Origin of the sequence: Pseudomonas sp. 382 (genome assembly GCF_002759075.1) — a bacterium.
In the GTDB taxonomy this organism is placed as follows: domain Bacteria; phylum Pseudomonadota; class Gammaproteobacteria; order Pseudomonadales; family Pseudomonadaceae; genus Aquipseudomonas; species Aquipseudomonas vlassakiae.
On the sequence record NZ_PEMX01000041.1, the window covers coordinates 16,386 to 39,564 of the forward strand.

Consider the following 23,179-nt stretch of genomic DNA (forward strand, 5'->3'; position numbering starts at 1 on the left):
CCCGACGATGTTGATCCTGCGCGGCGCTCCTGCCCTTTCTGCCTTTCGCCACGGTAAATTACTCGAGCAACTGAGCCAGAAAGTCCCCGCTGTTACTGGTTTGTATGCCGAATTTGCCCACTTCGCCGACGTTGACGGCGAGCTGACCGCCGACCAGCAGCAGGTGCTGGGCCGTCTGCTCAAATACGGCCCGAGCGTGCCGGTACAGGAGCCGACAGGCCGCCTGTTCCTGGTCGTGCCGCGCCTGGGCACCATCTCGCCCTGGGCCAGCAAGGCCAGCGACATCGCCCATAATTGCGGCCTGCAGTCGATCCAGCGCCTGGAGCGCGGCATCGCCTACTACGTGGCTGGCGACCTGAGCGAGGCCGATGCCGGGCTGATCGCCGCCGAACTGCACGACCGCATGACCCAGCGCGTGCTGGCCAAGCTGGAGCAGGCAGCCGACCTGTTCAGCCACGCCCAGCCCAAGCCGATGACCTCGGTCGACATCCTCGGCGGTGGCCGCGCAGCCCTGGCCCAGGCCAACATCGACCTGGGCCTGGCCCTGGCCGAAGATGAGATCGACTACCTGGTCAACGCCTTCCAGGGGCTCAAGCGCAACCCGAACGACATCGAACTGATGATGTTCGCCCAGGCCAACTCCGAGCACTGCCGCCACAAGATCTTCAACGCCAGTTGGGACATCGACGGCCAGGCTCAGGAAAAGAGCCTGTTCGGCATGATCAAGAACACCTACCAGATGCACAACGAAGGCGTGCTGTCGGCTTACAAGGACAACGCCTCGGTGATCGTCGGTTCGGTGGCCGGCCGCTTCTTCCCGAATCCTGAAACCCGCCAGTATGGCGCGGTGCAGGAGCCGGTGCACATCCTGATGAAGGTCGAGACGCACAACCACCCGACGGCCATCGCCCCGTTCTCCGGCGCTTCCACCGGTTCCGGCGGCGAGATCCGCGACGAAGGCGCGACCGGCCGTGGCGCCAAGCCAAAGGCCGGCCTGACCGGCTTCACCGTGTCCAACCTGCGCATCCCGGGCTTTGAACAGCCATGGGAGCAGGCCTACGGCAAACCTGAGCGCATCGTCGACGCCCTCGACATCATGATCGAAGGCCCGCTGGGCGGTGCCGCGTTCAACAACGAATTCGGTCGCCCGGCCCTGACCGGCTACTTCCGTACCTTCGAGCAAGCCATCGACACCCCGCACGGCGAGGAAGTGCGCGGCTACCACAAGCCGATCATGCTTGCCGGCGGCATGGGCAACATCCGTGAAGGCCACGTACAGAAAGGCGAGATCACCGTCGGCGCCAAGCTGATCGTGCTCGGTGGCCCGGCCATGCTGATCGGCCTGGGTGGCGGCGCCGCCTCGTCGGTGGCCACCGGTGCCAGCTCGGCAGACCTGGACTTCGCCTCGGTGCAGCGCGAAAACCCTGAAATGGAGCGCCGTTGCCAGGAAGTCATCGACCGCTGCTGGCAGCTGGGCGACAAGAACCCGATCGCCTTCATCCACGACGTGGGCGCCGGTGGCATTTCCAACGCCTTCCCTGAACTGGTCAACGACGGTGGCCGTGGCGGCCGCTTCGAACTGCGCAACGTGCCCAACGACGAGCCGGGCATGGCCCCGCACGAAATCTGGAGCAACGAATCGCAAGAGCGTTATGTGCTGGCCGTCAGCGCCGTCGATTTCGAGCGCTTCCAGGCCATCTGCGAACGTGAGCGTTGCCCGTTCGCCGTCGTCGGTGAAGCGACTGAAGAGCCGCACCTGACCGTCAGCGACAGCCACTTCGGCAACACCCCGGTGGACATGCCGCTCGACGTGCTGCTGGGCAAGCCGCCGCGCATGCACCGCTCGGTCACCCGCGAAGCCGAACTGGGCGATGATTTCGACCCGAGCCAGCTGGACCTGGACGCTGCCGTGCAGCGCGTGCTCAGCCACCCGGCCGTGGCCAGCAAGAGCTTCCTGATCACCATCGGCGACCGCACCATCACCGGCCTGGTTGCCCGCGACCAGATGGTCGGCCCGTGGCAGGTCCCGGTAGCCGACTGCGCGGTCACCGCCACCAGCTTCGACGTCTACACCGGCGAAGCCATGGCCATGGGCGAGCGCACCCCGCTGGCGCTGCTGGATGCCCCGGCTTCCGGGCGCATGGCAATCGGCGAGACCATCACCAACCTGGCTGCTGCGCGCATTGAAAAGCTGTCCGACATCAAACTGTCGGCCAACTGGATGTCCGCCGCTGGCCACCCAGGTGAAGACGCGCGCCTGTACGACACCGTCAAGGCTGTCGGCATGGAGCTGTGCCCGGAGCTGGGCATCACCATTCCGGTCGGCAAAGACTCGATGTCGATGAAGACCAAGTGGAGCGAAGAGGGCGTCGAGAAGAGCGTCACCTCGCCGATGTCGCTGATCATCACCGGCTTCGCCCCGGTCACCGACATCCGCCAGACCCTGACCCCGCAACTGCGCATGGACAAGGGCGAGACCGACCTGATCCTGATCGACCTGGGCCGCGGCAAGAACCGCATGGGCGCCTCGATCCTGGCCCAGACCTACGGCAAGATCGCTGCCCAGGCACCGGACGTCGACGACGCCGAAGACCTCAAGGCGTTCTTCGCCGTGATCCAGGGCCTGAACGCCGACGGCCATCTGCTGGCCTACCACGACCGTTCCGACGGCGGCCTGCTGACCACAGTGCTGGAAATGGCCTTCGCCGGCCATTGCGGCCTTGACCTGCAACTCGACCCGCTGACCGACAGCAAGGCCGATGTGGCCGCGATCCTCTTCAACGAAGAGCTGGGTGCGGTCATCCAGGTTCGCCAGGATGCCACCCCGGACGTACTGGCACAGTTCAGCGCTGCAGGCCTGGGCGAAGAGTGCGTCGCAGTGATCGGCAAGCCGATCAACAACGGCGAAGTCTCCATCAGCCTCAATGGTGAAGTGCTGTTCGACGACGATCGGCGCATGCTGCAGCGCCAGTGGGCTGAAACCAGCTACCAGATCCAGCGCCTGCGCGACAACGCCGACTGCGCCGACCAGGAATTCGACCTGCTGCTGGAAGAAGACAACCCTGGCCTGTCGGTCAAGCTGGGCTACGACGTCAACGACGACGTTGCCGCGCCCTACATCAAGAAGGGCGTGCGCCCGCAAGTGGCGATCCTGCGCGAGCAGGGCGTCAACGGCCAGGTCGAGATGGCTGCCGCCTTCGACCGCGCAGGCTTTGCTGCGATCGACGTGCACATGAGCGACATCCTCGCTGGCCGGGTCGACTTCGAAGCCTTCAAGGGCCTGGTCGCCTGCGGTGGCTTCTCTTACGGCGACGTGCTCGGTGCTGGTGAGGGCTGGGCCAAGTCGGCGCTGTTCAACAGCCGCGCCCGCGATGCCTTCCAGGCCTTCTTCGAGCGTAGCGACAGCTTCGCCCTGGGCGTGTGCAACGGTTGCCAGATGATGTCCAACCTGCACGAGCTGATCCCGGGCACCGAGCACTGGCCGCACTTCGTGCGCAACCGCTCGGAGCAGTTCGAGGCGCGCGTGGCCATGGTCGAGGTGCAGAAGTCCAACTCGATCTTCCTGCAGGGCATGGCCGGTTCGCGCATGCCGATCGCCATCGCCCATGGTGAAGGCCATGCCGAGTTCGCCAGCGAAGAGGCACTGCTGGCAGCCGACGTTTCCGGCTGCGTGGCGCTGCGCTACGTCGACAACCACGGCAAGGTCACCGAAGCCTACCCGGCCAACCCGAACGGCTCGCCGCGTGGTATCACCGGCCTGACCAGCCGCGACGGCCGCGTGACCATCATGATGCCGCACCCAGAGCGTATGTTCCGCGCCGTGCAGAACTCCTGGCGCCCGGATGAGTGGCAGGAAGACGCCGCGCTGATGCGTATGTTCCGCAATGCACGGGTGTGGGTGAACTAAGGCGTGTACAAGCTCGCCTTCTTCGTCCCGGCCAGCCACGTTGAAGCGGTCAAGGCCGCCGTGTTCGCCGCCGGTGGCGGGCGAATCGGCGGCTACGATCACTGCGCCTGGCAAACCCTTGGCCAAGGCCAGTTTCGCCCGTTGGACGGCAGCCAGCCGTTCCTCGGGCAAACCGGGCGGGTAGAGGTTGTCGAAGAATGGAAGGTAGAGATGGTGGTCGCCGACGAGCTGATCGTCCCGGTGGTCGCTGCGTTAAGGCACGCTCACCCGTATGAGACGCCCGCGTACGAGGTGTATTTGTTAGCTGATTTCTGAACCCCCGCAAAGGCCCTGACAGTATCCAGTCAGGGCCTTTTGCTTTTTGGGCATGCGGTTGAATGTTTATGAGATGGGCAGAAGCGTTCTGAGGGTCTCGGAGTATTTGATGACCGTGTAGTTGTCATCATTACCCAGCGATTGCAGACGCCTGAGCGAAGCTTCAAGCTCTTCTCTACGGCGCTGCATGAGGCGGGTCGGGCTGCAGGCCTCCTCGATCTTGTCCGGATTGGCTTGCGCCCACTGCTTGACTATCGAGTCGTGCCAACCGGTGTCATTGGGGTGAACGAAGTAACTGCTTGCCAGATGTGAAGGGACCCTTTGGTTGTTCCCGTCCCAGGACTCCTTCACCGCTCTTGCCACTCGCTCGACGGCGTCGTGCGCCAGCAGGGCAGCCAAGTCATGCAGCGGATGGGTCGCATGGTCCTTGGCAAGCTGAGAGTGGGTGACGATTGCGCTTTCATCGACATTCGGGTCACTGTCCAGCGCAACCTGGAGTGTACCCATCTGGTCGCCTGCCCATGACGCCAACTTCTGCATGAGCCAATTCTTGGCATAACTGATGGCATTGAGTGGCAGGTCGCGGACCCAAAGGGCCGCTCGTACCTGGTTGAACAACGGGTTTTTCGCGGCGATGTCACGTTGGTCAAGGGTGAACTTGAAGGCTTGCGCGATTTCAGGAACATTGGTGTCATCGAGCAAAATCAACAGCGCCCGCTCGTTTTCGCTGCGCTCATGTTCATCTATTGGCCGGAAGGCAAGGGATTCGGTGGGGAAGAGTATTCTCGCCAAGGGTTCGGCCAGGCTGCCAATGACGTCGAGCCCACTGAATCGGCCGGTTACCACCGGGCATGGGTGCCTGGCGCCGATGAGGTCGACTGACCACGTGGCAACGTCTGCATACCCTGCTTTGCGCAAACACAGCTCGGCATAGTTGGAATGGGCGAACAAATCTTCGAGCACATGCAGTGCTTCACCGAGGTTACGCATGCCAGTGGCTGTCATGCCCGCTGTTTTTGCGGCATCCAGCCTGTCCATCATGTAGCTGACCCCCGGCTTGAAGTAGCTCATGGTCCAATGCTCGGGGTCGATGCTGTTGAGCGGGTCGTCGCGAAACACCAGCGGCTCGAATTCTGCATCGACGGTACGAGGATCGAGGGGATCTTCGTCGAGGTTGATCGGGTTGTCGATATGTTGCGAAGGCCGGTAAACCCCGAGCAGTTCAGGTGTGACGGTGTAGTCCTGGCGGCCTTGGGGGTCGGTTTGCAAACTGTGAAACTTCTTCAGTGCCATCCAGTCGACCAGCATGGTCAGTGCCTGCCGGGTGAACAGGGCGGGGAATTTGGGTGTCGCTTCGGGCCTGCGAATGACCTTGGGATCGATAAGCTGTGAGTAATCGCGCAGCCAGTTACCGAAGTAGATGGCCAGGCACTGGTCGTCGTTGAAGCCGACGCGGGTCAGGGCCGTTTTGCCTATGGTCTCGTGTGCATGCGACTCAAGGTCTTCCGCTTCAGCGGCGAAGCGCTTGCGGCGCCGTGCTTGCTCAGGCGGTGCCGGAGCGTCTTCAAGCGGCGGCAGCGTCAGCGAAAGGGGGCCGTCGTACTGAGCGCTGGTGTAATTGGCAAACGTTTCTCCGTTTTCAGGAACACGGTCGAAGTAGGTCATTATGGCTGCATAACGACTCGCAAATTCGGGCTGGACCTCTTCCATGGCGGGCTCGGCACCCTCCAGTTCCTCAAAGTCCTCGCGCAGGACTGCGTCTATGTGCAAGCCAAACCCTTCGATCAGTGCAATGAGCAACGCCGGTGTGCCGTCGGCTTGCTCCAGTGCCTGTTCAACTGTTGTGCGATCGACCACGATAGTGCGGGTTTCACTGTCGTAGGTGGTAATCGCCGCCTCGAGATTCGCCACGCGATACCCAGGGTTGGCCAGGGTTCCGGACATGAGCGCCTCTTTGAGCCTGCGCAACGATGCGACGGGGGTATTGGCGGCGAATACGGGCAGTAGCGTCTGAGCAAACAGAAGCTCGCTGGATGACGCTGCGAACCGCTTCAACTGGTCCAGTGCGTAGGTGCTGACGAGCGTCGAGGTGCTATCGCTGTTTTCGGTGGTCATGGCCATTCTCACAGAGTGTTGGGAATGGCCATGCTGAGTGGTTGGCCGATGGCTAATGCAGCAGGAATTTCTCTCATGCATGGCTCAAGGGGTATCGGGATGTTTGAGCACAGCGCCGCACGCCAGTAACCCCACCTCGAACAGCACCCACATCGGCACCGCCAGCAGGGTCTGTGAAAACACATCCGGCGGCGTCAGAATCATCCCCACCACAAAGCAGCCGACGATCACGTAGGGCCTGCTGTGCCGTAACGTGGCCACATCGGCCAACCCCACCCAGACCACGATGAAGGTCGCCACCGGGATCTCGAAGGCCAGGCCGAACGCCAGGAACAGCGCCAGGATGAAGTCCAGGTACTGGCTGATGTCGGTCATCATCGCCACGCCGTCCGGCGTCACGCTGGCAAAGAAGCCGAACATCATCGGGAACACCAGGTAGAACGCGAAGGCCATGCCGGCATAGAACAGCACGATGCTCGACACCAGCAACGGCAGGGCGATGCGCCGCTCGCGGCGGTACAGGCCAGGGGCGAGAAACCCCCAGGCCTGGTGCAGCAACAGCGGCATGGCGACGAACAGCGCACACATCGCCGTCAGCTTGAATGGCGTGAGGAACGGCGAGGTGACGCTGGTGGCGATCATGCTGGCGCCTTCCGGCAGGAAGCGGCGCAGCGGCTCGGAGATCAGTGTGTAAAATTGCTGGGCGAAGGGGAACAGGCCGGCGAACACCACCGCCAGCAACAACAGGCAGCGCACCAGGCGTTTGCGCAGGTCACGCAGGTGCTCGGTCAACGGCATGCGTGCCGCTGGGTCCAGGGCGATGCTCATGGCGTGTTCTCCCGGGCGACGGTGGCGGAGACGCTGTCATTGGCCGGTTCCGCCTTGAGGCTGATGCCCTGGCGTATTTCCTGCTCCAGGCGTTGCAAGGGGGCGCTGTCCAGGCTGGGCATATCGATCTCCCGCTCCATCTGTGCACGCAAACCGTTCATTGCCCGGCGTGCCTGGCCCAGCCCGCGGCCCAAGGTACGTGCCGCGACCGGCAGGCGCTCCGGGCCGAGCACCAACAGCGCGACGATACCTACCAGCAAGAGTTCGCTGAAGCCAATGTCGAACATCAGGCTTGGCGATCCGCTTGCGGCTGCTGTGCGGCCTGAGCGGTTACCGGTGGCTGCTGTTGGATGTGAGTGGCGCCTGGCGCGTTGACGTCCTGGTCGCCGCCCATGGACTTGCGAAAGCCCTGGATCGCTTCACCGACATCGCTGCCCAGGCCCTTGAGCCGCTTGGTGCCAAACAGCAAAAACACGATCAGCAGTACGATCACCAGTTGCCAGATTCCGATGCCACCCATTTCGACCACTCCTGTAAGGCCATGAAAATGAAGGCCAATCCTGCCGCGTGCAGATGACGCCCATATGACTGCAAGGCCATTGCAACCTGGCTGCAACAACCCGCGTGTTGACTGGCGCTTTCATCGAGGAAAAGGATGCGCGCAGATGTACGGCAAGCGACAGCAGGGTGCGGCACTGCTGATGGTGATGGTGGTGCTGGCCATGCTCGCCGCCGGCATGGCCTGGCTGGTAGAGGATGGCCGCCGTCAGGTGGATGAGGTGCAGCTGTTGCGCCAGCGGGTGCAGGTGCGGGCGATGGAACAGGCCGGCCTGGCGTATGCCGAACAGGCCCTGCGTGACCCTGCCTGGCGGCTTAGCCCGTTGTTCTGGCAAGCCTTGCGCGGGCAACCGCTGAAATACGATTTTGGTGCCGGGCAGGCGCAGTTGCGGGTGCGTGATCAGCACACCTGCTTCAATGTGAATGCGCTGCTGGGGGCCGATGGCGAGCGTGCCGAGCGCCAGCTCAAGCACCTGCTGGGTGATGACATGGCCGCCGAACGCCTGGTCGATGCGCTGGCCGACTGGCTCGACAGTGACAGCGACGCCCGTCTGCAAGGCGCCGAAAGCGCCCAGTACCTGCGCCAGCAACCGCCACGGCTGGCCGCCAACCAGCCGATGCTCGATACCAGCGAACTGAACCTGCTGCTGGAGCCGGATGCTACCCGCCAGCGTCGCTACCCGATGCTGTGCGCCTTGCCGCAGACCACAGGCTGGCGCCTGAATGCCAATGCCTTGGGGGTGGAGCACTTGCCGCTGCTCGATGCGCTGTATGAGGGGCGTTATCCGCGGTCGTTGCTTGGCCGCATCATCAGTGGCCGGCCGGCGTCGGGGTATGAAGATGCCCCGGCGTTGCGCCAGGCGCTGGGGGCGGTGGATGACGAGACGTTCGAGCGGTTGAGCGAAGGGTTGCTGCTCAACAGTGGGCATTACCTGTTGCAGCTGTCGTTCGAGGAACAGGGCAGGGTGATGCGCAGTGAGTTTCAGGTGGAGGCGTTAGGCGTGGTGCAGTGGCATGCCCGGGTGCCGGCGCAACAAGTGCGGGTGCGCAGCCGGGAGCCGATGGCTTGGTAACCTGTACCGGCCTCTTCGCGGGCTTGCCCGCTCCCCGCAGACCTTGAAGGATGTGCGACACCTGTGGGAGCGGGCAAGCCCGCGAAGTGGCCGGTACAGCCAGCACAAGGCTGGCTGACCGGCATGGAATCAAGCAGTACCGATTTCCCCACCATCATCCCGCTGGATCACCACCGTCGTAGCACGTGGCCTCACCTTGGTCCCTGCCGGAGTCGCATCGGTCGCCTTGTCGGTATACGGCCAGTTATCCGGGTGCTGGATGTTGATGAACATCGTCTTGTTGTCCGGCGTGAAGCTGATGCCGGTCACCTCGCAACCGTTCGGCCCGACGAAGAAGCGGCGCAGGGCCGTCTGGTTCTGGGCATTGATCGGCACCTGCTTGCCGCTGGCATCGACCAGGTCGGTGGGGATCACCGCCAGCAGCTGGTCGTTGGTGTAGTCGGTGAGCGTGGTTTCGCCGTTGTCGGTCTCGAACCACAGCACGCCACGGCTATCGAAGCTCATGCCGTCGGGGCTGGCGAACTGGTTGAGTTCGGTCAGGCCGGAGCGGTTGATGTCGGCGGTCCCTGCAGCGTTGGCGCCGAACACGAAGATGTCCCAGGTGAAGCTCAGCTGGTCGTCGCTGTCGTGCCAGCGGATGATGTGGCCGTGGCGGTTCGGGCCGCGCGGGTTCGCTGCATCGACCTTTTCCGGGGTGCGCGCGCTGTTGTTGGTCAGGGTCAGGTAGGCATCGCCGTTGAGCGGGTTGACGGCGGTCCACTCCGGCCGGTCCATGGGCGTGGCGCCTACTGCATCACCGGCACCCCGGGTGTTGAGAATGATGCCGGCAAGGTCGCCGTACAGCGCACCGAGGGTGCTGCCGCCGGTGGTGGCGGTGTTCACGTCGAGCAGCAGCCACACGCCGGTGCCGTCGGCATTGAAGCGGGCAACGTACAGCTTGCCCTGGTCCAGGTACTTGGCCCCGGTGGCCAGGCGGTCGGCCGGGTTGGCGTCGGCGGCATCCCAGACGGCGGTGGAAACCCACTTGTACAGGTATTCGTTGTTGGAGTCGTCGCCCATGTACCAGACCAGCGGCTTGCCGACCACCGGCAGGCCCGGGCAGCAGCCTTCGTGGCGGAAGCGGCCCAGGGCGGTGCGCTTGGTGGCCAGGGTGCTGCTGTTGTACGGGTCGATCTCGACGATGTAGCCATAGGTGCTGGCTTCGTTGCGGTAGTCGTCGGTGGCGCTGGCACCTTTGACGGTGACGTCGAAGCGGGCGAATTCATCGGCCACTTCGCTGCTGTCACCGGCAGCGCTTTCCCACTTGTACTGGCCACTGGAGGTGCCCACGCCGATGCGGCGCTGGTCTTCGGGGCGGGTGCCCTTGTTGACGAAGATGCCCGGCCAGTTCTCTTCGCAGGTCAGGTAGGTGCCCCACGGGGTGTAGCCATTGCCGCAGTTGTTGTTGGTGCCGCGGCAGTGGGTGCCATCGACCGAGTACTTGGTCTTGACGTGGTCGGTACCCCGCAGCGGGCCGGTCAGCTCCATGCGCGAAGCGGTGGTGAAGCGGCGGTTGAGCGGGTCGTTGTCGACCACCTGCCAGCGGCCGTTGACCTTCTGCAGGCGCACCACACCGGCACCGTGGGCGTTGATTTCCTTGCGCACTTCTTCGACCGGGCGCTTGCCGCTGGCATCGGTAGTCGGGCCGTTGGGGTGCAAGGCCGCGGTGTCGATGTACTCGAAGTTGATCGCCAGCAGGCCGTCTTCGGAGCTGCCGTTGATCGGGAAGAAGTGCATGCCGTCGTGGTGCATGCCCATGGCGTTGGCCTGGTCGGTCGAGGTGTTGCTGCCGTCCGCTTTCCACGGGTTGGCGTTGCTGTTCAGCGGCGTGCCCCAAGGCGCCAGCACGTAGGCGCTGTAACCGGCGGCGACGACGCAGGCGTCGGTGCGCGAGCCGGCGATGGACTGGAAGCCCAGGGCCAGTTTCGGGACTTCCGGTTCGGTCGGCTCGGTTACCGGCGGTTGCGGTGCTGGATCGTCATCGGAACCGCCACCACTGTCGAAACAGCCAGTCAGGCCGGTACCGGCGATCATGGCTATGGCGGCGCCCAGGCTGCCACGCATCACGCTACGACGGCTCAGGTAGGCGTCCATCACGCTGGCCATCGGCAGGTTGCCGCTCTGGTTGCGGTCCAGGTTATCGCCGGTATCTCGACTCATCAGGATGTCCTTGTAGTGGCTGAGTTAGAGGAAACCGCGACTTTAGGGCGCTACTGTGATGATTCATTGGCAGAAATATGAACGGGTTTTTAAAACTGTAAGTTCTTATTTCAAAATCAGACAGATCAATTTGGAATGTCTGTCGGATTTTTGACATCAAACTGTCATGCCAACGCCGCAACATCCGGGGCCCAACGAGAACTCGGATAAGGATGGCGGGCCCGATGGCGAGCAGTGTTAACAGGCGCGAATTGATCAGCTGGATGGGTGTCGGTGCGCTGGCGCCGTTGCTCGGCGCCTGTTCCGCATTGCCAGGCCAACGTGGCGGCAGCGCCAGTGTGGATCTGTTGTACGTCGCTGACACCCTCGATGCCCGCCAGCCCGGTTTGCCGGTCGTGCCAGCCACGCGCCTGGGCCCGGTCAGCCAGCTGGGCCGGGCACCGTGGATGACCGGTGCCAGTGCCAGCCTGGCACATCCGCAACTGGCACCCTTGCTCGATGCGAACCAGGCGGCGGGCGCAACGCTTGGCGGCTATGCGGTGCTGGGTGCGCTGCTGGAGCAATTGCGCAACGAAGCCGGGCCGGGCAACAGCCTGACCCTGGAGAACGGCCAGGGCTGGAACGGTAGCGGCCTGGCCTACCTGACCCAGGGCGAAAGCGGCGTGCAGGGCAGTCAGTTGCTGGGCAGCGAAGCACGGGTCAGCAGCGATGAACGCGTGCTCTGGCCCCAGCGCAGCGCGGCGCTCTACCGCCAGTCTGGCGCTGTCACCCTTGCTGCCGGGTTGGCACAAGAGCAGCGCAAATCGTTGGGCCTGGAGCCTCTGCAGGTGTTCGAGCGCGGCGCTGCCCGGATCGCCGTGGTCGGTGTCACTGACCCTTATGCACAAGACCAGAAGGGCTCGCTCAAACAGTGGTACCAGTCACTGCTGCCGACCTTCGAGCAGGCGCGGCGCGAGGCCGACCTGGTGGTGGCGATGGCCGATGTCGGCACCGGGCCGGGCCTTTGGCTGGCCGAGCGACTGGCCGAAGCCGATGTACTGCTCTGTGCCCGTGGTCAGGACCTGTGGCCGGTACCGGTTCAAGCCACCCAGGCCAGCGGCCGTCGGGTGCCTGTGCTGTTTGCCGGATGCCGCGGCAGTGGCGCATTTCGTCTGCGCTGCAAGCAGGTGGCTGGGCATTGGCAGTTCGACGGGCAGTTCTTCCCGGCGTTTGCACGCTACCTGTCGCCTGCAGCGCAGATGCGCGCCAGCCAACTGCAGGGTGAGCTGCGCCAGCAACGGGCCGGCCACGCAGCGTGGCTCGACCAGCCACTGGCGCGTGCGCCCCAGGCCATGTGGCGGCGCGATACCCGTGGCGGTAGCTGGGACCGCCTGCTGCACCAAGCCTTGGCCGATGACAGCAGCCTGCCGGTGCTGCTGCCGGGTCTGCGCTACGACTACCCCCTGGCGGCAGGCGAGGCGATCACTCGCGAGCACTTGATCAGCCTGACCGGTGGCTACCCGGCACCCGTCGTCGAGGCCCCGGCCCGGCAAGTTGAACAAGTGCTGGAGAACGCAGCCGAGCAACTGTTCGGCGACCCCTTGCTGCTCGACAACAGCCAGGACCTGCCGCGTTGGCAGGGCCAGGCCTGGCGTGTCAGCTACAGCCCGCAAGGCAAGCGCGTGAGCGGTATCGACGCGGTGCAGGGCATGTGCCGCACCTTTGGCCTGCAATTCGAAGCCCGGGCGGGCGAGCCGCTGTGGCAGCGGGTCGAGGCCTGGCTGGCGCGGCAGAAGACCGATTGGCAACTGGCGTCGTTGCCATTGCCCGAGGTGCGCTACGTGCAGGGTCACCCAGGCTGGCACCCGCGGCAGGCCGTTTCGTGAGCCGGGCTTCACGCCTGATGACTGGCGGCCTGCTGACCCTGGCCGGCTGGCTGGCCGCCCAGTGCGTGTTGCAACTGAGCCGCCAGCCGCAACCGGCCAGCCCGGCGCAGGTCGCCACCACACCGCTACCTGGCCTGCTGATCGGTCACTGGCAGCCAGCGGTCGATGACGGCGCGATTGCCATCACCCGCCTGCCGTTGCAGTACCTCGGGGGCCTCAAGGCCCAGCCGTTGTCGGCCAGCGTGGTGGTGCTGCGCTATGGCCAGCAGGTTCGCACCCTCGGCCGCGGTCAACGCCTGGCACCGGGCATCGTATTGCAGGACATCAATGCCGATGGCCTGATTTTCGACAACCAGGGGCGGCGCGAACGCCTGCCCTGGCCGCCACGCCCTGTCGTGACCGGCTTCAAGCGGCAAGGATGAATGATGTTTGCCAGATACTGCATGGCCGCAGCCTTGAGCCTGTGCCTGTCTCTCGCCTGGGCAGAAGAGCCGGAAACCTTCGATGAAAGCGGCACACCGCTGTACGAGGTGAACTTCGTCGACACCGAGCTGGGCGAGTTCATCGACAGCGTGTCGCGCATCACCGGCACCACCTTCATCGTCGACCCGCGGGTCAAGGGCAAGGTCACCGTGCGCACCGTCGACCGCCACGACGCCGATGCCATCTACGACATCTTTCTCGCCCAGCTGCGTGCCCAGGGCTACGCGGCTGTCGACCTGCCCAACGGCAGCGTCAAGATCGTCCCCGACCAGGCTGCGCGCCTGGAGCCGGTGCCGGTCGAACCCGTTGGCAAACCGAGCGCAGGCAGTGACGGCGTGGCCACCCGGGTGTTCAATGTGCGCAATGCTGCCAGCGAGCAGATGCTTGGCATCCTCAAGCCGCTGATCGACCCCAGGGTCGGGGTGATCACGCCGTATCCGGCAGCCAACCTGTTGGTAGTGACCGACTGGCGCAGCAACCTTGAACGCATCGACAGCCTGCTGCGCCAGCTCGACCAGGTGAGCGACGAGCCGCTGCAGGTCATGCCATTGCGCCACGCCAGCGCTGCCGACACCGCGCAGCTGCTCACCCGCCTGCTGGCCCGCGAACAGGGCGCCGAGAGCACCCAAGTGGTCGCCGACCCGCGCAGCAATGCCTTGCTGGTACGTGGCAGCACTGACCGGCTGCGGGCGTTGCTCGGCCAGCTCGACCGCCCCAGCGACAACCAGCACAGCAGCAACACCCAGGTCATGTACCTGCGCCACGCCAACGCCGCGGAAGTGGTCAAGGTGCTGCGTGGCCTTAGCCAGGAAGGCGCGGTACCCGGCGAAGCGGCTGGCGAAGGGGAGGGCAAGGCGCGGCCGGTGATGGCGGCTGCCAGCGATTCCGGCATCCGCCTGGAATACGAAGAGGGCACCAACGCCGTGGTCATGGTCGGCCCCGACAGCGAACTGGCAGCCTATCGCTCCATCGTCGAGCAGCTGGACATCCGCCGTGCCCAGGTGGTGGTCGAGGCGATCATCGCCGAGGTGTCCGACATCCGTGCCCAGGAACTGGGTGTGCAGTGGCTGTTCGCCGATGAGAAGTTCGGTGCCGGCATCGTCAACTTTGGCAGCAACGGCGTGAACATCGCCAACATCGCAGGTGCGGCGGCCAGTGGTGACAACGAGGCACTCGGCGAGCTGCTGTCCTCCACTACGGGCGCCACTGCCGGCTTCGGCCACATCGGCGGCGGTTTCAACTTTGCCATGCTGATCAATGCACTCAAGGGCAAGAGCGGCTTCAACCTGCTGTCGACGCCCACGCTGCTGACCCTGGACAACGCCGAAGCGTCGATCCTGGTCGGCCAGGAGGTGCCGTTCGTGACCGGCTCGGTGACCCAGAACAACACCAACCCCTACCAGACCATCGAGCGCAAGGAAGTGGGGGTGAAGCTGCGCATCAAGCCACAGATCAACGTCGACAACAGCGTGCGCCTGGACATCGTTCAGGAAGTTTCGTCGATCGCCGAATCCCGCGCTGCCAGCGACGTGATCACCAACAAGCGCGAGATCAAGACCAAGGTCATGGTCGAGGACAATGGCCTGGTCATCCTCGGCGGCCTGATCAGCGACGAGCTCAGCACCAGTGACCAGCGTGTGCCGTTGCTCGGTGACATTCCTTATCTGGGGCGGCTGTTCCGTTCCGATGCCAGCAAGAACACCAAGCAGAACCTGATGGTGTTCATCCGCCCGCGCATCCTCCGTGACGGACCAAGCCTGGCCGGCCTCAGTGAAGACAAGTACCGCACCCTGCAGCAGACCACGCCGTTGCAGTTGCCCGGCCTGGCCGAAGGGACCCCGTTGCTGCAGGTGTTCCCCGCCAGCCGCGCGCGCCTCGAAGGTGGCAACTGGTGATGCTGCCTTATCGCCTGGCCCGCCAGGCCGGGCTGGCCATGGCGCCGGCCGAGCAAGGCTGGCGCCTGTGGTTGCGCCGCGATGCCGACAGCGACCAATTGCAGGAGTTGCTGCGCGTGCATGGCCGGCCGGTGGTGCTGGAGTACCTGGAGCCTGCGGCGTTCGATGAGCGTCTTGGCCAGCTTTACGAGGCAGGCGCGGGGGCAACCGAAGCGCTGATCGAAGGCATTGGTGAACAGGTCGACCTGGACAGCCTGATGAGCGAAATGCCGCGCATCGAAGACCTGCTCGAAAGCGATGACGAAGCCCCGGTGATCCGCCTGATCAACGGCCTGTTCGGCCAGGCGCTGCGCCTGCGTGCGTCGGATATCCATATCGAAACCTTCGAACAGAGCCTGGTGGTGCGCTTGCGCGTCGACGGCCACCTGCGCGAGGTGCTGCGCCCGCCGCGGGCACTGTCGGCGATGCTGGTGTCGCGGATCAAGGTCATGGCGCGGCTGGACATCGCCGAAAAGCGCCAGCCCCAGGATGGCCGCATCACCTTGCGCGCAGCCGGCCGGGAAGTGGACGTGCGGGTATCGACGTTACCCGGCATCCACGGCGAGCGCGTGGTGATGCGGGTGCTCGACAAGCAGGCCAGCTTGCTGGCGCTGGCCAACCTGGGCATGCCTGCCGCCGTGCTGCAGGGCCTGCGCAGCTGCCTGGCGCGGCCCAACGGCATCGTACTGTCCACCGGCCCGACTGGCTCGGGCAAGACCACTACGCTGTACGCCAGCCTCAACAGCCTCAACGACGGCAGCCGCAATATCCTCACCGTCGAAGACCCGGTCGAATACGCCATTGCCGGCATCGGCCAGACCGCCATCAACCCGCGCGCCGGGCTGACCTTCGCCAGCGGCCTGCGGGCCATTCTGCGCCAGGACCCGGACGTGATCATGCTCGGGGAGATCCGCGATCAGGAAACCGCGCAGATCGCCGTGCAGGCCAGCCTGACCGGCCACCTGGTACTGTCGACGCTGCACACCAACAGCGCGGTGGGCGCCGTCACGCGCCTGCGCGACATGGGCATCGAACCGTTCCTGATCGCCTCGTGCCTGCGCGGCGTACTGGCCCAGCGCCTGGTCAGGCGCCTGTGCCAGTGCGCTGTTGCGCAGCCATTGCAAGCGGCCGAACGCGCCCTCTGGCCGGAGCTGGCAGCGCTGCACAGCAGCTATCACGCGGTCGGTTGCGCGCAGTGCCAGGGCAGTGGTTATGTCGGGCGCCTGGGGCTCTACGAATTCATCGAGCTGGACGCCGGCCTGGTCGGCCTGCTGTACGACGGCGCCAGTGAACTGGCCATGCAGGGCTACCTGGCCGAGCGCCGGCAAAGCCTGGTGGCGATGGCCAGCGACTGCCTGGCTCGCGGCGAAACCAGCCTGGCCGAAGTGCTGCGCGTGGTACAGGGCTGACCGATGCCGACCTTCCGTTACCAGGCCGTCGACCTCGCCGGCAAGACCCACAAGGCCAGCCTGCAGGCCGACAGCGAACGCCATGCGCGCCAGTTGCTGCGCGAGCAAGGCTTGTTCCCGCGCCAGCTACAACGCCATGAGGCCGGCAGCCGGCAACCGCGCCGTCAGCGCCTGAGCCGTGCGCAGTTGTGCGAGCTGACGCGCCAGTTGGCGACGCTGACCGGCGCGGGTATCCCCCTGGTCGATGCCCTGGCCACGCTGGAACGCCAGCTGCGCGAACCGGCCCTGCATGCCGTGCTGGTGGCCCTGCGCGGCTCGCTCGCCGAAGGCCTCGGGCTGGCCCGCAGCCTCGCCCGGCAAGGTGCGCCGTTCACCGGTTTGTATTGCGCGCTGGTCGAGGCCGGCGAGCGCTCTGGCCGCCTGGCCCAGGTGCTGACCCGCCTGGCCGATCACCTTGAACAGGTGCAACGCCAACAACACAAGGCGCGCACCGCGCTGATCTACCCCTGCGTTTTGATGGGCGTGTCGCTGGCGGTGGTGGTTGGCCTGATGACCTTCGTCGTGCCCAAACTCACCGAGCAGTTCGCCCACGCGGGTCAAAGCCTGCCGCTGATCACTTCGCTGCTGATCGGCCTGAGCCAGGGGCTGGTGCATGCCGGCCCGTGGTTACTGGGGCTGGCGCTGCTGTCCGGCGTGCTGGGTAGCTGGCTGCTGCGCAAGCCGCACTGGTGCCTGCGCCGTGATGAACTGCTGCTACGCCTGCCGCGTCTCGGCGTGTTGCTGCAGGTGCTGGAAAGCGCCCGCCTGGCACGCAGCCTGGCGATCCTCTGCAGCAGTGGCGTGGCCCTGCTCGAAGCCCTGCAGGTGGCAACCGAGACCGTCGGCAACCGGCGCATTCGCCTGGCCATGGACCAGGTGCGCCAGCAAGTGCAGGGCGGCACCAGCCTGCACCGGGCCCTGGATGTCAGCCAGCAGTTTCCGCCGCTGCTGGTGAACATGGTCGCCAGTGGCGAGGCCAGCGGTACCTTGCCCGACATGCTCGAACGCGTTGCCGACGACCAGGAGCGCGGCTTCGCCCGCCAGGTGGACACCGCCATGGCGCTTTTCGAACCGCTGATGATCCTGGTGATGGGCGCCGTGGTGCTGTTCATCGTACTGGCGGTGCTGTTACCGATCATGCAACTCAACCAGGGCCTGCAATTGTGAACACAAGGAGCACTTCGATGCAGCAACGACGCAACCGCCAGCGGGGCTTCACCTTGATGGAAATCATGGTGGTGATCTTCATCATCGGCCTGCTGATCGCCGTGGTCGCGCCCAGCGTGCTGGGCAACCAGGACAAGGCCATGAAACAGAAGGTCATGGCCGACCTGGCGACCTTGGAACAGGCGCTGGACATGTATCGCCTGGACAACCTGCGCTTCCCCAGCAACGAACAGGGCCTGGCCGCCCTGGTAAAGAAGCCGACCCAGGAACCGCTGCCACGCAGCTGGCGTAGCGACGGTTACGTACGCCGCCTGCCGGAAGACCCTTGGGGCACCCCGTACCAGTACCGCATGCCCGGTGAACATGGGCGGGTCGATGTGTATTCGCTGGGGGCCGATGGCGTGCCCGGTGGCGAAGGCCAGGATGCCGACCTGGGCAACTGGGCGCTCTGACGTATGCCAGGCCAGCGCGGCTTCAGTTTGCTCGAATTGCTTGTGGTACTGGCCATCGCAGGGCTCATGACCAGCATGGCGGTGGCCTGGCTCGACAGCAGCAAGTCCAGCGTCGATCAGGCTCTGCAGCGCCTGGCTTGGCAAACCCGCACCCAGGCCGCGCTGGCTCGGCACGCCGGGCAGCTGCGCGGGCTGCGTTGGACCGGCCAGCGGCCTGAGTTCGTGCGCCGTGATGGCGATGGCTGGGTGGTCGAGGCAGGCGCCCCGGCTGACTGGCCAAAAGGCCTGCGCCCAGACTGGCCGGCCAGCGCCCAGCCGCGTGTGCTGTTCACCCCGCAGGGCTGGGCGCAGCCGGGTTCGGTGAGCTGGCGCTGGGCCGGCGGCAGCCAGCGTTGGGAGTGGGGCCGCGACGGCCAGTTGCGCGTGATGATGGCGCCATGAAACGCCGGCAGCGCGGGTTCACCTTGCTGGAAGTGACCGTGGCCCTGGCGATCGCCGCGGTGCTGGCGGTCATCACCAGCCAGGTGTTGCGCCAGCGCCTGGCGGTACAGAGCAACGTGCAGCAGCATCGTCTGGGCGTGCTGTGCGCCCGCGAGCTGCAGGCGCGCTTCACCGTCGAGCAATACTGGCCAGCCAGCAACCAGGTCAATGGCGTACTTGAACAAGGTGGCCAGGCCTGCCACTGGCAGATGCAGCTGCGCCGCACCGGTGTGCGCGATTTGCGGCGGGGTGAATTGCTGCTGTATGCCGACCGCGACCAGCGCCTGCCGCTGGGCCAGTACACCGTTTTTCTGGAGCAGCCATGACGGACAAAGGTCGCGTAGCTCCCCCAGCGGGCCAGTATCAGCCCACAAAGCGACGCCAGGCAGGTTTGACCCTGATCGAACTGATGGTGGCCATGGCCCTGACCGCGCTGCTCGGGGTCATGCTCTCGGTGCTGGTCAATGGCTGGCTCAAGGTGCGCGAGCGGTTGCAGGTGAATACGCAGGAATCCAGCGTGCTGGAGTTCTGCCTGGCCCTGGAGCGGCGCTTCGACAGCCCGGTGCTGCGCCAGCTGTACGAGCAGCGCCTGCCCTTGGCCAGTCGCTGGCTAGACTGGCAGGCCGACCGCCAGCAGTTGCTTTGGGTGGCCGCCGCCGCCTTGCCCGAGGCCGAGGGCGGTTCGCGCCTGCAACGCCAGCGTCTGCGTTTCGATGCGCGCGACCAACGCCTGCTGCTGGAAACGTCGGCGGATCTGTACGCCGCCAGCGAGCCGCGCTGGGAATTGCGCGAGCAACTGCCGCAGGTCAGCGCGATCAATGTGCTTTACCACCAGGGTGGCCGCTGGCTGCCCTGGCCCTCCGACCAACCCGCGCACCCAGGTCGTGGCGTGCGCCTGGAATTGCAGCGTGATGGAGCACCGTATGTCTGCACCTTTGTTCTCCCCTGGGGGCGCTCATGAAGTTTGAATGGCGCCGAACTGCGCCAGTTCGACCCTGGTTGTTGCTGCGCCCGGGTGAGGTCTGGGACTGGTTGCTGGTCGAGGTGGGTAGCGCCCATCGCCAAGGGCAGGGTGAGCCCCCGGCGAACTTGCAAGCACGGGTGGCGCTGATCGTTCCCGGGGAATGCTGTAGCCAGTTTCAACTGGCGGCACCGCCGGGTCTCAAGCGTGACGAGTGGCCGCTTTTGCTGGAAGACCGCTTGCTGCAGAACCCGGATGAAATCCTGTGTGCTTGCCTCTCGCGTCAGGCGGGGCAGTTACGCCTGATGGCGGTAGAGCGGCAGTTGCTGGGGCCATGGCGTGAGCAATGTGCCGAATGGGGCCTGCAGGTGGATTGCTGCTGGGCCGAGTTCCAGTTGCTGCCGACGCCCGAGCCGGGCAGTGCCTGGCAGTGGCAGCGCACGCCGGAATTAGTGCTGTGCGAAGGGCGGGTGGAGGACGGGCCGGAGCATTGGTTGGCCTGGCCCACTGCCTTTGGCGAGCTGCCTCGGCAACCTTGGTCGGGTCTGTCCCAGAGGGTTATGTCCGGTACTTGGCCAACTGTCTTGGCACCGCTCGACAACCTGCCCAGCCTGCTCGATCAACCCCGTCAGCCGCGCTCGCTGCCGGGAATGTCGCGGCAGCAACTGCGCCTGGTTGCGGCGTGCCTGGTGTTGGCCAGCATTTGGGCCGGCCTGTGGCTGACCCAGCAGTGGCGCCAGGTGCAGACCTGGCGTGCGCAGGTAATGGCGGTCACCGGTGAACAGGCCAGCCCCCGGCATGCGGCGCAGGCTCTCAAGCGCCTGCGGCAAAGCCAGCTGCAACAGCAAGTGCGCGAACGGCAACTCGAAGACCTGCAGGCACGTTTGCAAGCCTGGTTGCGCCAGCATCCCGCCTGGCGGCTGCAGGCCGCGCGTTTCGATGGGCAACGCTGGCACCTGCGCCTGGACGGCGATGTCGCCGCGCCGCCATGGGCCGAGATGGCCAGTGCAGTTGGCGCTGCTGTGCAGGTACAGAACGGGCAGGTGGTGTTCGACCTGGGAGCGGCCTCATGAATCGGGACTGGATACAGCGGCATCGGCTGTGGTTCGCGTGGGGGCTGATCGGCTTGCTGTTGGCCTTCCTGGTCGTGCGCGAAGGCTTGGCGCAGTGGCGTCAGCTCAGCCAGTGGCGTGAGTTGGCAATGCAGGCTGCAAGCTTGCAGGGTGGCCCGGGCGTGAGCCTGGAGCGCCTGCGGCAGTCAGCCCAGTCGCGGCAAATCGAACTGGCCGATGTGGATGTGCAAGGCAAAAGCTGGCAACTGCGGGGGCAGGTGGCGGATGAGCGCGTGTTGCAGGGTTGGTTACAGAGCCTGCGTGCGGAAGGGGCGCAACCATTGCAGTGGGGGCTGGAGCAGGATGCCAAGGGACTGCGGTTTGAGTTGGTGATGCAACCATGAGCCGTCGCGTGCTGCTGTGGTGCGGGTTGGTATTCACGCTGACCCTGTTGGTCGAGTTACCGGCTGCCTGGGGGACGCGCGGCGTTGGCCTGTCGGCACTCGATGTCAGCGGCAGCGTGTGGCAAGGCCAGGCCCAGCAACTGGGGCCGGTTGGGCCACTGCGCTGGACGTTGCAGCCATGGCGCATGCAGGCCAACGCACAGATTGGTTTCCAGGGCCAAGCCTGGCAGGTGCGCGCCGAAGGCTGGCCCTGGCGTTGGCAATTGGAAGCCGTGGCTTTGACGCCTCAGGCGACGGCACTGACGGATTACCGCCTGGCCGGGCAGTGGCAAGGGGAGTTGCGCATGCAGGGGGCGGGGCGCCAGTGTCGAAGCAGCGAGGGGCGGGTGAGCGTGACGGATCTGGCCTTGAGTGAGCCGTGGTCGCTGGGGTTGGGGCAGGGCTGGGTGGAGATGGATTGCTCTGCTGGGTGGCGCTTGCGTGGGCTATTGGTGCAGCAGGGGGAACATGAGTTGAAGCTGGAAGCGGACCTGGAGAAGCGCAGGGCGCGAGTGATGTTCAATTTGCAGGATGGGTCAGCGCTGACGCCGTTGCTGCGTGGCGCACAGTGGCTGGGGCCGCAAGTGCTGACGGGGCAGCGGGAGGTGCGTTGGTAGGACGGGGGATTGGGTCAGGGCTACCATGTGTTCGCCATGACAGGTGCAGCGCCTATGAGATCGAGCGCCGCCCGCGCGGCGCATCGCGGGCAAGCCCGCTCCCACATCTGTTTCGGGCCAGTTACTCCTGTACCGCCAACAGGGACCGCCTTGTTGGCATGGCGATGCATCGGCGGAAGCCAATAGGGGCATGGCGATGCATCGGCGGAAGCCAATAGGGGCATGGCGATGCATCGGCGGAAGCCAGTAGGGGCATGGCGATGCATCGGCGGAAGCCAACAGGGGCATGGCGATATTTCTCGGTGGGCGCTGATGCCGCTCCACCGGTCTCCAGTCATGCACCAAGGCGGATCCTGTTGGCGGTACAGGAGTAACTGGCCCGAAACAGATGTGGGAGCGGGCTTGCCCGCGATGCGCCGCGCGGGCGGCGCTCGATCTCACAGGCGCCGAACATCCAAGGCAGGCACCAAGGCGGATCCTGTTGGCGGTACAGGAGTAACTGGCCCGAAACAGATGTGGGAGCGGGCTTGCCCGCGATGCGCCGCGCGGGCGGCGCTCGATCTCACAGGCGCCGAATATCCCAAGGCAGGCACCAAGGCGGATCCTGTTGGCGGTACAGTGGACTGCCCCCTAAAAGTTGGACAGTTCTATGCTGCAGCCTGAGCCCTGTACTCAACAGGGCTCAGGCCATTGAGCTTCAGTTTGATGCGGTCATGGTTGTAGTAGCGGATGTACTCGTCCAGGCCCGCTTTCAACTCATCGACACTCTCAAAGCGCTTCAGGTAGAAAAATTCAGATTTGAGCGTACCGAAGAAGCTTTCCATGGCCGCGTTGTCCAGGCAATTGCCCTTGCGCGACATGCTCTGTTTCACGCCTCGCCCACGGAGCTTGTGACGATACTGAGCCTGCTGGTAATGCCATCCCTGATCTGAATGCAGCACAAGCTTCGGCTTCTCTCCCAAGCAGTCGAGGGCCTTGTCGAGCATGTTCCCAACCAGGCTGTAGCAAGGACGTTTGGCCGTTTCGTACGCCACGATTTCACCGTTGTACAAATCCATCACCGGCGAGAGATAGAGCTTCTGTTGCGCCACCTTGAATTCAGTCACGTCGGTCACCCACTTCTGATTAGGCCGTTGGGCAACAAAATTTCGCTCCAGCAAATTCGCCGCCACCTTGCCGACAACACCACGATAGGAACGGTATTTCTTAGGCCGTACCACTGACTTCAACCCTTGCTCAGCCATCAGTCGTTCAACGACCTTCTTGTTCACCAGCTTGTCCT

The 23,179-nt window shown here is 64.9% G+C and carries 21 protein-coding genes; 15 read left to right on the forward strand and 6 right to left on the reverse strand.

What is annotated here, in order from left to right; genetic code table 11:
• Positions 1–7 precede the first annotated feature (7 nt).
• The gene (gene purL / locus CQW31_RS27490) at positions 8–3,907 is read left to right on the forward strand and encodes a phosphoribosylformylglycinamidine synthase (RefSeq protein ID WP_054886243.1); all 3,900 of its coding nucleotides are present in this window, start codon (positions 8–10) and stop codon (positions 3,905–3,907) included.
• 3 nt (positions 3,908–3,910) lie between these two features.
• The gene (locus CQW31_RS27495; RefSeq protein ID WP_054886244.1) at positions 3,911–4,222 is read left to right on the forward strand and encodes a hypothetical protein; all 312 of its coding nucleotides are present in this window, start codon (positions 3,911–3,913) and stop codon (positions 4,220–4,222) included.
• A 66-nt stretch (positions 4,223–4,288) separates the two neighbouring features.
• Here CQW31_RS27495 and CQW31_RS27500 read toward each other — a convergent pair whose 3' ends face one another.
• From CQW31_RS27500 to tatA, 4 genes are all read right to left on the reverse strand, one after another.
• Positions 4,289–6,337 carry an HET-C-related protein gene (locus CQW31_RS27500; RefSeq protein ID WP_054886245.1) on the reverse strand — a complete coding sequence of 683 codons (2,049 nt, stop codon included), beginning with the start codon at positions 6,335–6,337 and terminating at the stop codon, positions 4,289–4,291.
• Positions 6,338–6,421: 84 nt separating this feature from the next.
• Positions 6,422–7,165: a twin-arginine translocase subunit TatC gene (gene tatC, locus CQW31_RS27505; protein ID WP_099815902.1), complete on the reverse strand. Its 744-nt coding sequence runs from the start codon at positions 7,163–7,165 to the stop codon at positions 6,422–6,424.
• Positions 7,162–7,452 (reverse strand): Sec-independent protein translocase protein TatB, encoded by a 291-nt coding sequence (tatB, locus tag CQW31_RS27510; RefSeq protein WP_054886247.1) that lies wholly within the window; start codon positions 7,450–7,452, stop codon positions 7,162–7,164. Before tatB ends, tatC begins: the two co-directional genes overlap by 4 nt.
• The gene (tatA, locus tag CQW31_RS27515) at positions 7,452–7,685 is read right to left on the reverse strand and encodes a twin-arginine translocase TatA/TatE family subunit (RefSeq protein WP_054886248.1); all 234 of its coding nucleotides are present in this window, start codon (positions 7,683–7,685) and stop codon (positions 7,452–7,454) included. Before tatA ends, tatB begins: the two co-directional genes overlap by 1 nt.
• Positions 7,686–7,830: 145 nt before the next feature.
• Here tatA and gspK point away from each other — a divergent pair, with 145 nt between their 5' ends.
• The gene (gene gspK, locus CQW31_RS27520) at positions 7,831–8,796 is read left to right on the forward strand and encodes a type II secretion system minor pseudopilin GspK (RefSeq protein ID WP_099815903.1); all 966 of its coding nucleotides are present in this window, start codon (positions 7,831–7,833) and stop codon (positions 8,794–8,796) included.
• 129 nt (positions 8,797–8,925) lie between these two features.
• On the opposite strand, the gene CQW31_RS27530 is transcribed toward gspK, so the two are convergent.
• Entirely contained in the window at positions 8,926–10,995 is a 2,070-nt protein-coding gene (locus tag CQW31_RS27530) for a PhoX family phosphatase (RefSeq protein ID WP_099815905.1), read from the reverse strand.
• Between the two features lie 224 nt (positions 10,996–11,219).
• Here CQW31_RS27530 and CQW31_RS27535 point away from each other — a divergent pair, with 224 nt between their 5' ends.
• Genes CQW31_RS27535 through CQW31_RS27590 form a run of 12 tightly spaced genes read left to right on the forward strand, consistent with a single transcriptional unit; the run spans position 11,220 to position 21,897 of the window.
• A complete protein-coding gene (locus CQW31_RS27535; RefSeq protein ID WP_099815906.1) occupies positions 11,220–12,860 on the forward strand; it encodes a lipoprotein UxpA in 1,641 nt (546 codons plus the stop codon).
• Positions 12,857–13,282, forward strand: a complete 426-nt coding sequence (locus CQW31_RS27540; protein ID WP_099815907.1) for a pilus assembly protein PilZ — start codon at positions 12,857–12,859, stop codon at positions 13,280–13,282. The genes CQW31_RS27535 and CQW31_RS27540 overlap by 4 nt, the downstream gene beginning before the upstream one ends.
• 21 nt (positions 13,283–13,303) lie before the next feature.
• A complete protein-coding gene (gene gspD, locus CQW31_RS27545) occupies positions 13,304–15,238 on the forward strand; it encodes a type II secretion system secretin GspD (protein WP_371858398.1) in 1,935 nt (644 codons plus the stop codon).
• On the forward strand, positions 15,238–16,686 hold the full coding sequence (locus CQW31_RS27550) for a GspE/PulE family protein (RefSeq protein ID WP_054886252.1): 1,449 nt from the start codon (positions 15,238–15,240) through the stop codon (positions 16,684–16,686). The genes gspD and CQW31_RS27550 overlap by 1 nt, the downstream gene beginning before the upstream one ends.
• A 3-nt stretch (positions 16,687–16,689) precedes the next feature.
• Entirely contained in the window at positions 16,690–17,892 is a 1,203-nt protein-coding gene (gspF, locus tag CQW31_RS27555) for a type II secretion system inner membrane protein GspF (RefSeq protein ID WP_054886253.1), read from the forward strand.
• 17 nt (positions 17,893–17,909) lie between these two features.
• The gene (gene gspG / locus CQW31_RS27560; protein WP_054886254.1) at positions 17,910–18,344 is read left to right on the forward strand and encodes a type II secretion system major pseudopilin GspG; all 435 of its coding nucleotides are present in this window, start codon (positions 17,910–17,912) and stop codon (positions 18,342–18,344) included.
• A gap of 3 nt (positions 18,345–18,347) precedes the next feature.
• On the forward strand, positions 18,348–18,785 hold the full coding sequence (gene gspH, locus CQW31_RS27565) for a type II secretion system minor pseudopilin GspH (RefSeq protein WP_099815908.1): 438 nt from the start codon (positions 18,348–18,350) through the stop codon (positions 18,783–18,785).
• Positions 18,782–19,150 carry a type II secretion system protein GspI gene (locus CQW31_RS27570; RefSeq protein WP_099815909.1) on the forward strand — a complete coding sequence of 123 codons (369 nt, stop codon included), beginning with the start codon at positions 18,782–18,784 and terminating at the stop codon, positions 19,148–19,150. Before gspH ends, CQW31_RS27570 begins: the two co-directional genes overlap by 4 nt.
• Entirely contained in the window at positions 19,147–19,785 is a 639-nt protein-coding gene (locus CQW31_RS27575; protein ID WP_099815910.1) for a type II secretion system protein J, read from the forward strand. The genes CQW31_RS27570 and CQW31_RS27575 overlap by 4 nt, the downstream gene beginning before the upstream one ends.
• A complete protein-coding gene (locus CQW31_RS27580) occupies positions 19,782–20,858 on the forward strand; it encodes a GspL/Epsl periplasmic domain-containing protein (RefSeq protein ID WP_099815911.1) in 1,077 nt (358 codons plus the stop codon). The genes CQW31_RS27575 and CQW31_RS27580 overlap by 4 nt, the downstream gene beginning before the upstream one ends.
• Complete coding sequence (gspM, locus tag CQW31_RS27585; protein WP_099815912.1) at positions 20,855–21,241, forward strand: type II secretion system protein GspM; 387 nt, start codon at positions 20,855–20,857, stop codon at positions 21,239–21,241. The genes CQW31_RS27580 and gspM overlap by 4 nt, the downstream gene beginning before the upstream one ends.
• Positions 21,238–21,897, forward strand: coding sequence for a general secretion pathway protein GspN (locus CQW31_RS27590; RefSeq protein ID WP_099815913.1), 660 nt, complete (start codon positions 21,238–21,240; stop codon positions 21,895–21,897). Before gspM ends, CQW31_RS27590 begins: the two co-directional genes overlap by 4 nt.
• 647 nt (positions 21,898–22,544) lie before the next feature.
• Here the strand turns inward: CQW31_RS27590 and CQW31_RS27610 are convergent.
• The coding region (locus CQW31_RS27610) for an IS3 family transposase (protein ID WP_143524246.1) at positions 22,545–23,179 on the reverse strand (635 nt) is incomplete at its 5' end.

Coding starts and splice junctions, on each gene's coding strand:
- CQW31_RS27575 (WP_099815910.1), top strand. CDS start 19,147: ATGACGGACAAAGGTCGCGTAGCTCCCCCAGCGGGCCAGTATCAGCCC.
- tatB (WP_054886247.1), bottom strand. CDS start 7,452: ATGTTCGACATTGGCTTCAGCGAACTCTTGCTGGTAGGTATCGTCGCG.
- gspM (WP_099815912.1), top strand. CDS start 20,855: ATGAATCGGGACTGGATACAGCGGCATCGGCTGTGGTTCGCGTGGGGG.
- tatC (WP_099815902.1), bottom strand. CDS start 7,165: ATGAGCATCGCCCTGGACCCAGCGGCACGCATGCCGTTGACCGAGCAC.
- gspF (WP_054886253.1), top strand. CDS start 16,690: ATGCCGACCTTCCGTTACCAGGCCGTCGACCTCGCCGGCAAGACCCAC.
- CQW31_RS27530 (WP_099815905.1), bottom strand. CDS start 10,995: ATGAGTCGAGATACCGGCGATAACCTGGACCGCAACCAGAGCGGCAAC.
- gspD (WP_371858398.1), top strand. CDS start 13,304: ATGGCCGCAGCCTTGAGCCTGTGCCTGTCTCTCGCCTGGGCAGAAGAG.
- purL (WP_054886243.1), top strand. CDS start 8: ATGTTGATCCTGCGCGGCGCTCCTGCCCTTTCTGCCTTTCGCCACGGT.
- CQW31_RS27550 (WP_054886252.1), top strand. CDS start 15,238: ATGCTGCCTTATCGCCTGGCCCGCCAGGCCGGGCTGGCCATGGCGCCG.
- CQW31_RS27580 (WP_099815911.1), top strand. CDS start 19,782: ATGAAGTTTGAATGGCGCCGAACTGCGCCAGTTCGACCCTGGTTGTTG.
- gspG (WP_054886254.1), top strand. CDS start 17,910: ATGCAGCAACGACGCAACCGCCAGCGGGGCTTCACCTTGATGGAAATC.
- tatA (WP_054886248.1), bottom strand. CDS start 7,685: ATGGGTGGCATCGGAATCTGGCAACTGGTGATCGTACTGCTGATCGTG.
- CQW31_RS27590 (WP_099815913.1), top strand. CDS start 21,238: ATGAGCCGTCGCGTGCTGCTGTGGTGCGGGTTGGTATTCACGCTGACC.
- CQW31_RS27500 (WP_054886245.1), bottom strand. CDS start 6,337: ATGACCACCGAAAACAGCGATAGCACCTCGACGCTCGTCAGCACCTAC.
- gspK (WP_099815903.1), top strand. CDS start 7,831: ATGTACGGCAAGCGACAGCAGGGTGCGGCACTGCTGATGGTGATGGTG.
- CQW31_RS27535 (WP_099815906.1), top strand. CDS start 11,220: ATGGCGAGCAGTGTTAACAGGCGCGAATTGATCAGCTGGATGGGTGTC.
- gspH (WP_099815908.1), top strand. CDS start 18,348: ATGCCAGGCCAGCGCGGCTTCAGTTTGCTCGAATTGCTTGTGGTACTG.
- CQW31_RS27570 (WP_099815909.1), top strand. CDS start 18,782: ATGAAACGCCGGCAGCGCGGGTTCACCTTGCTGGAAGTGACCGTGGCC.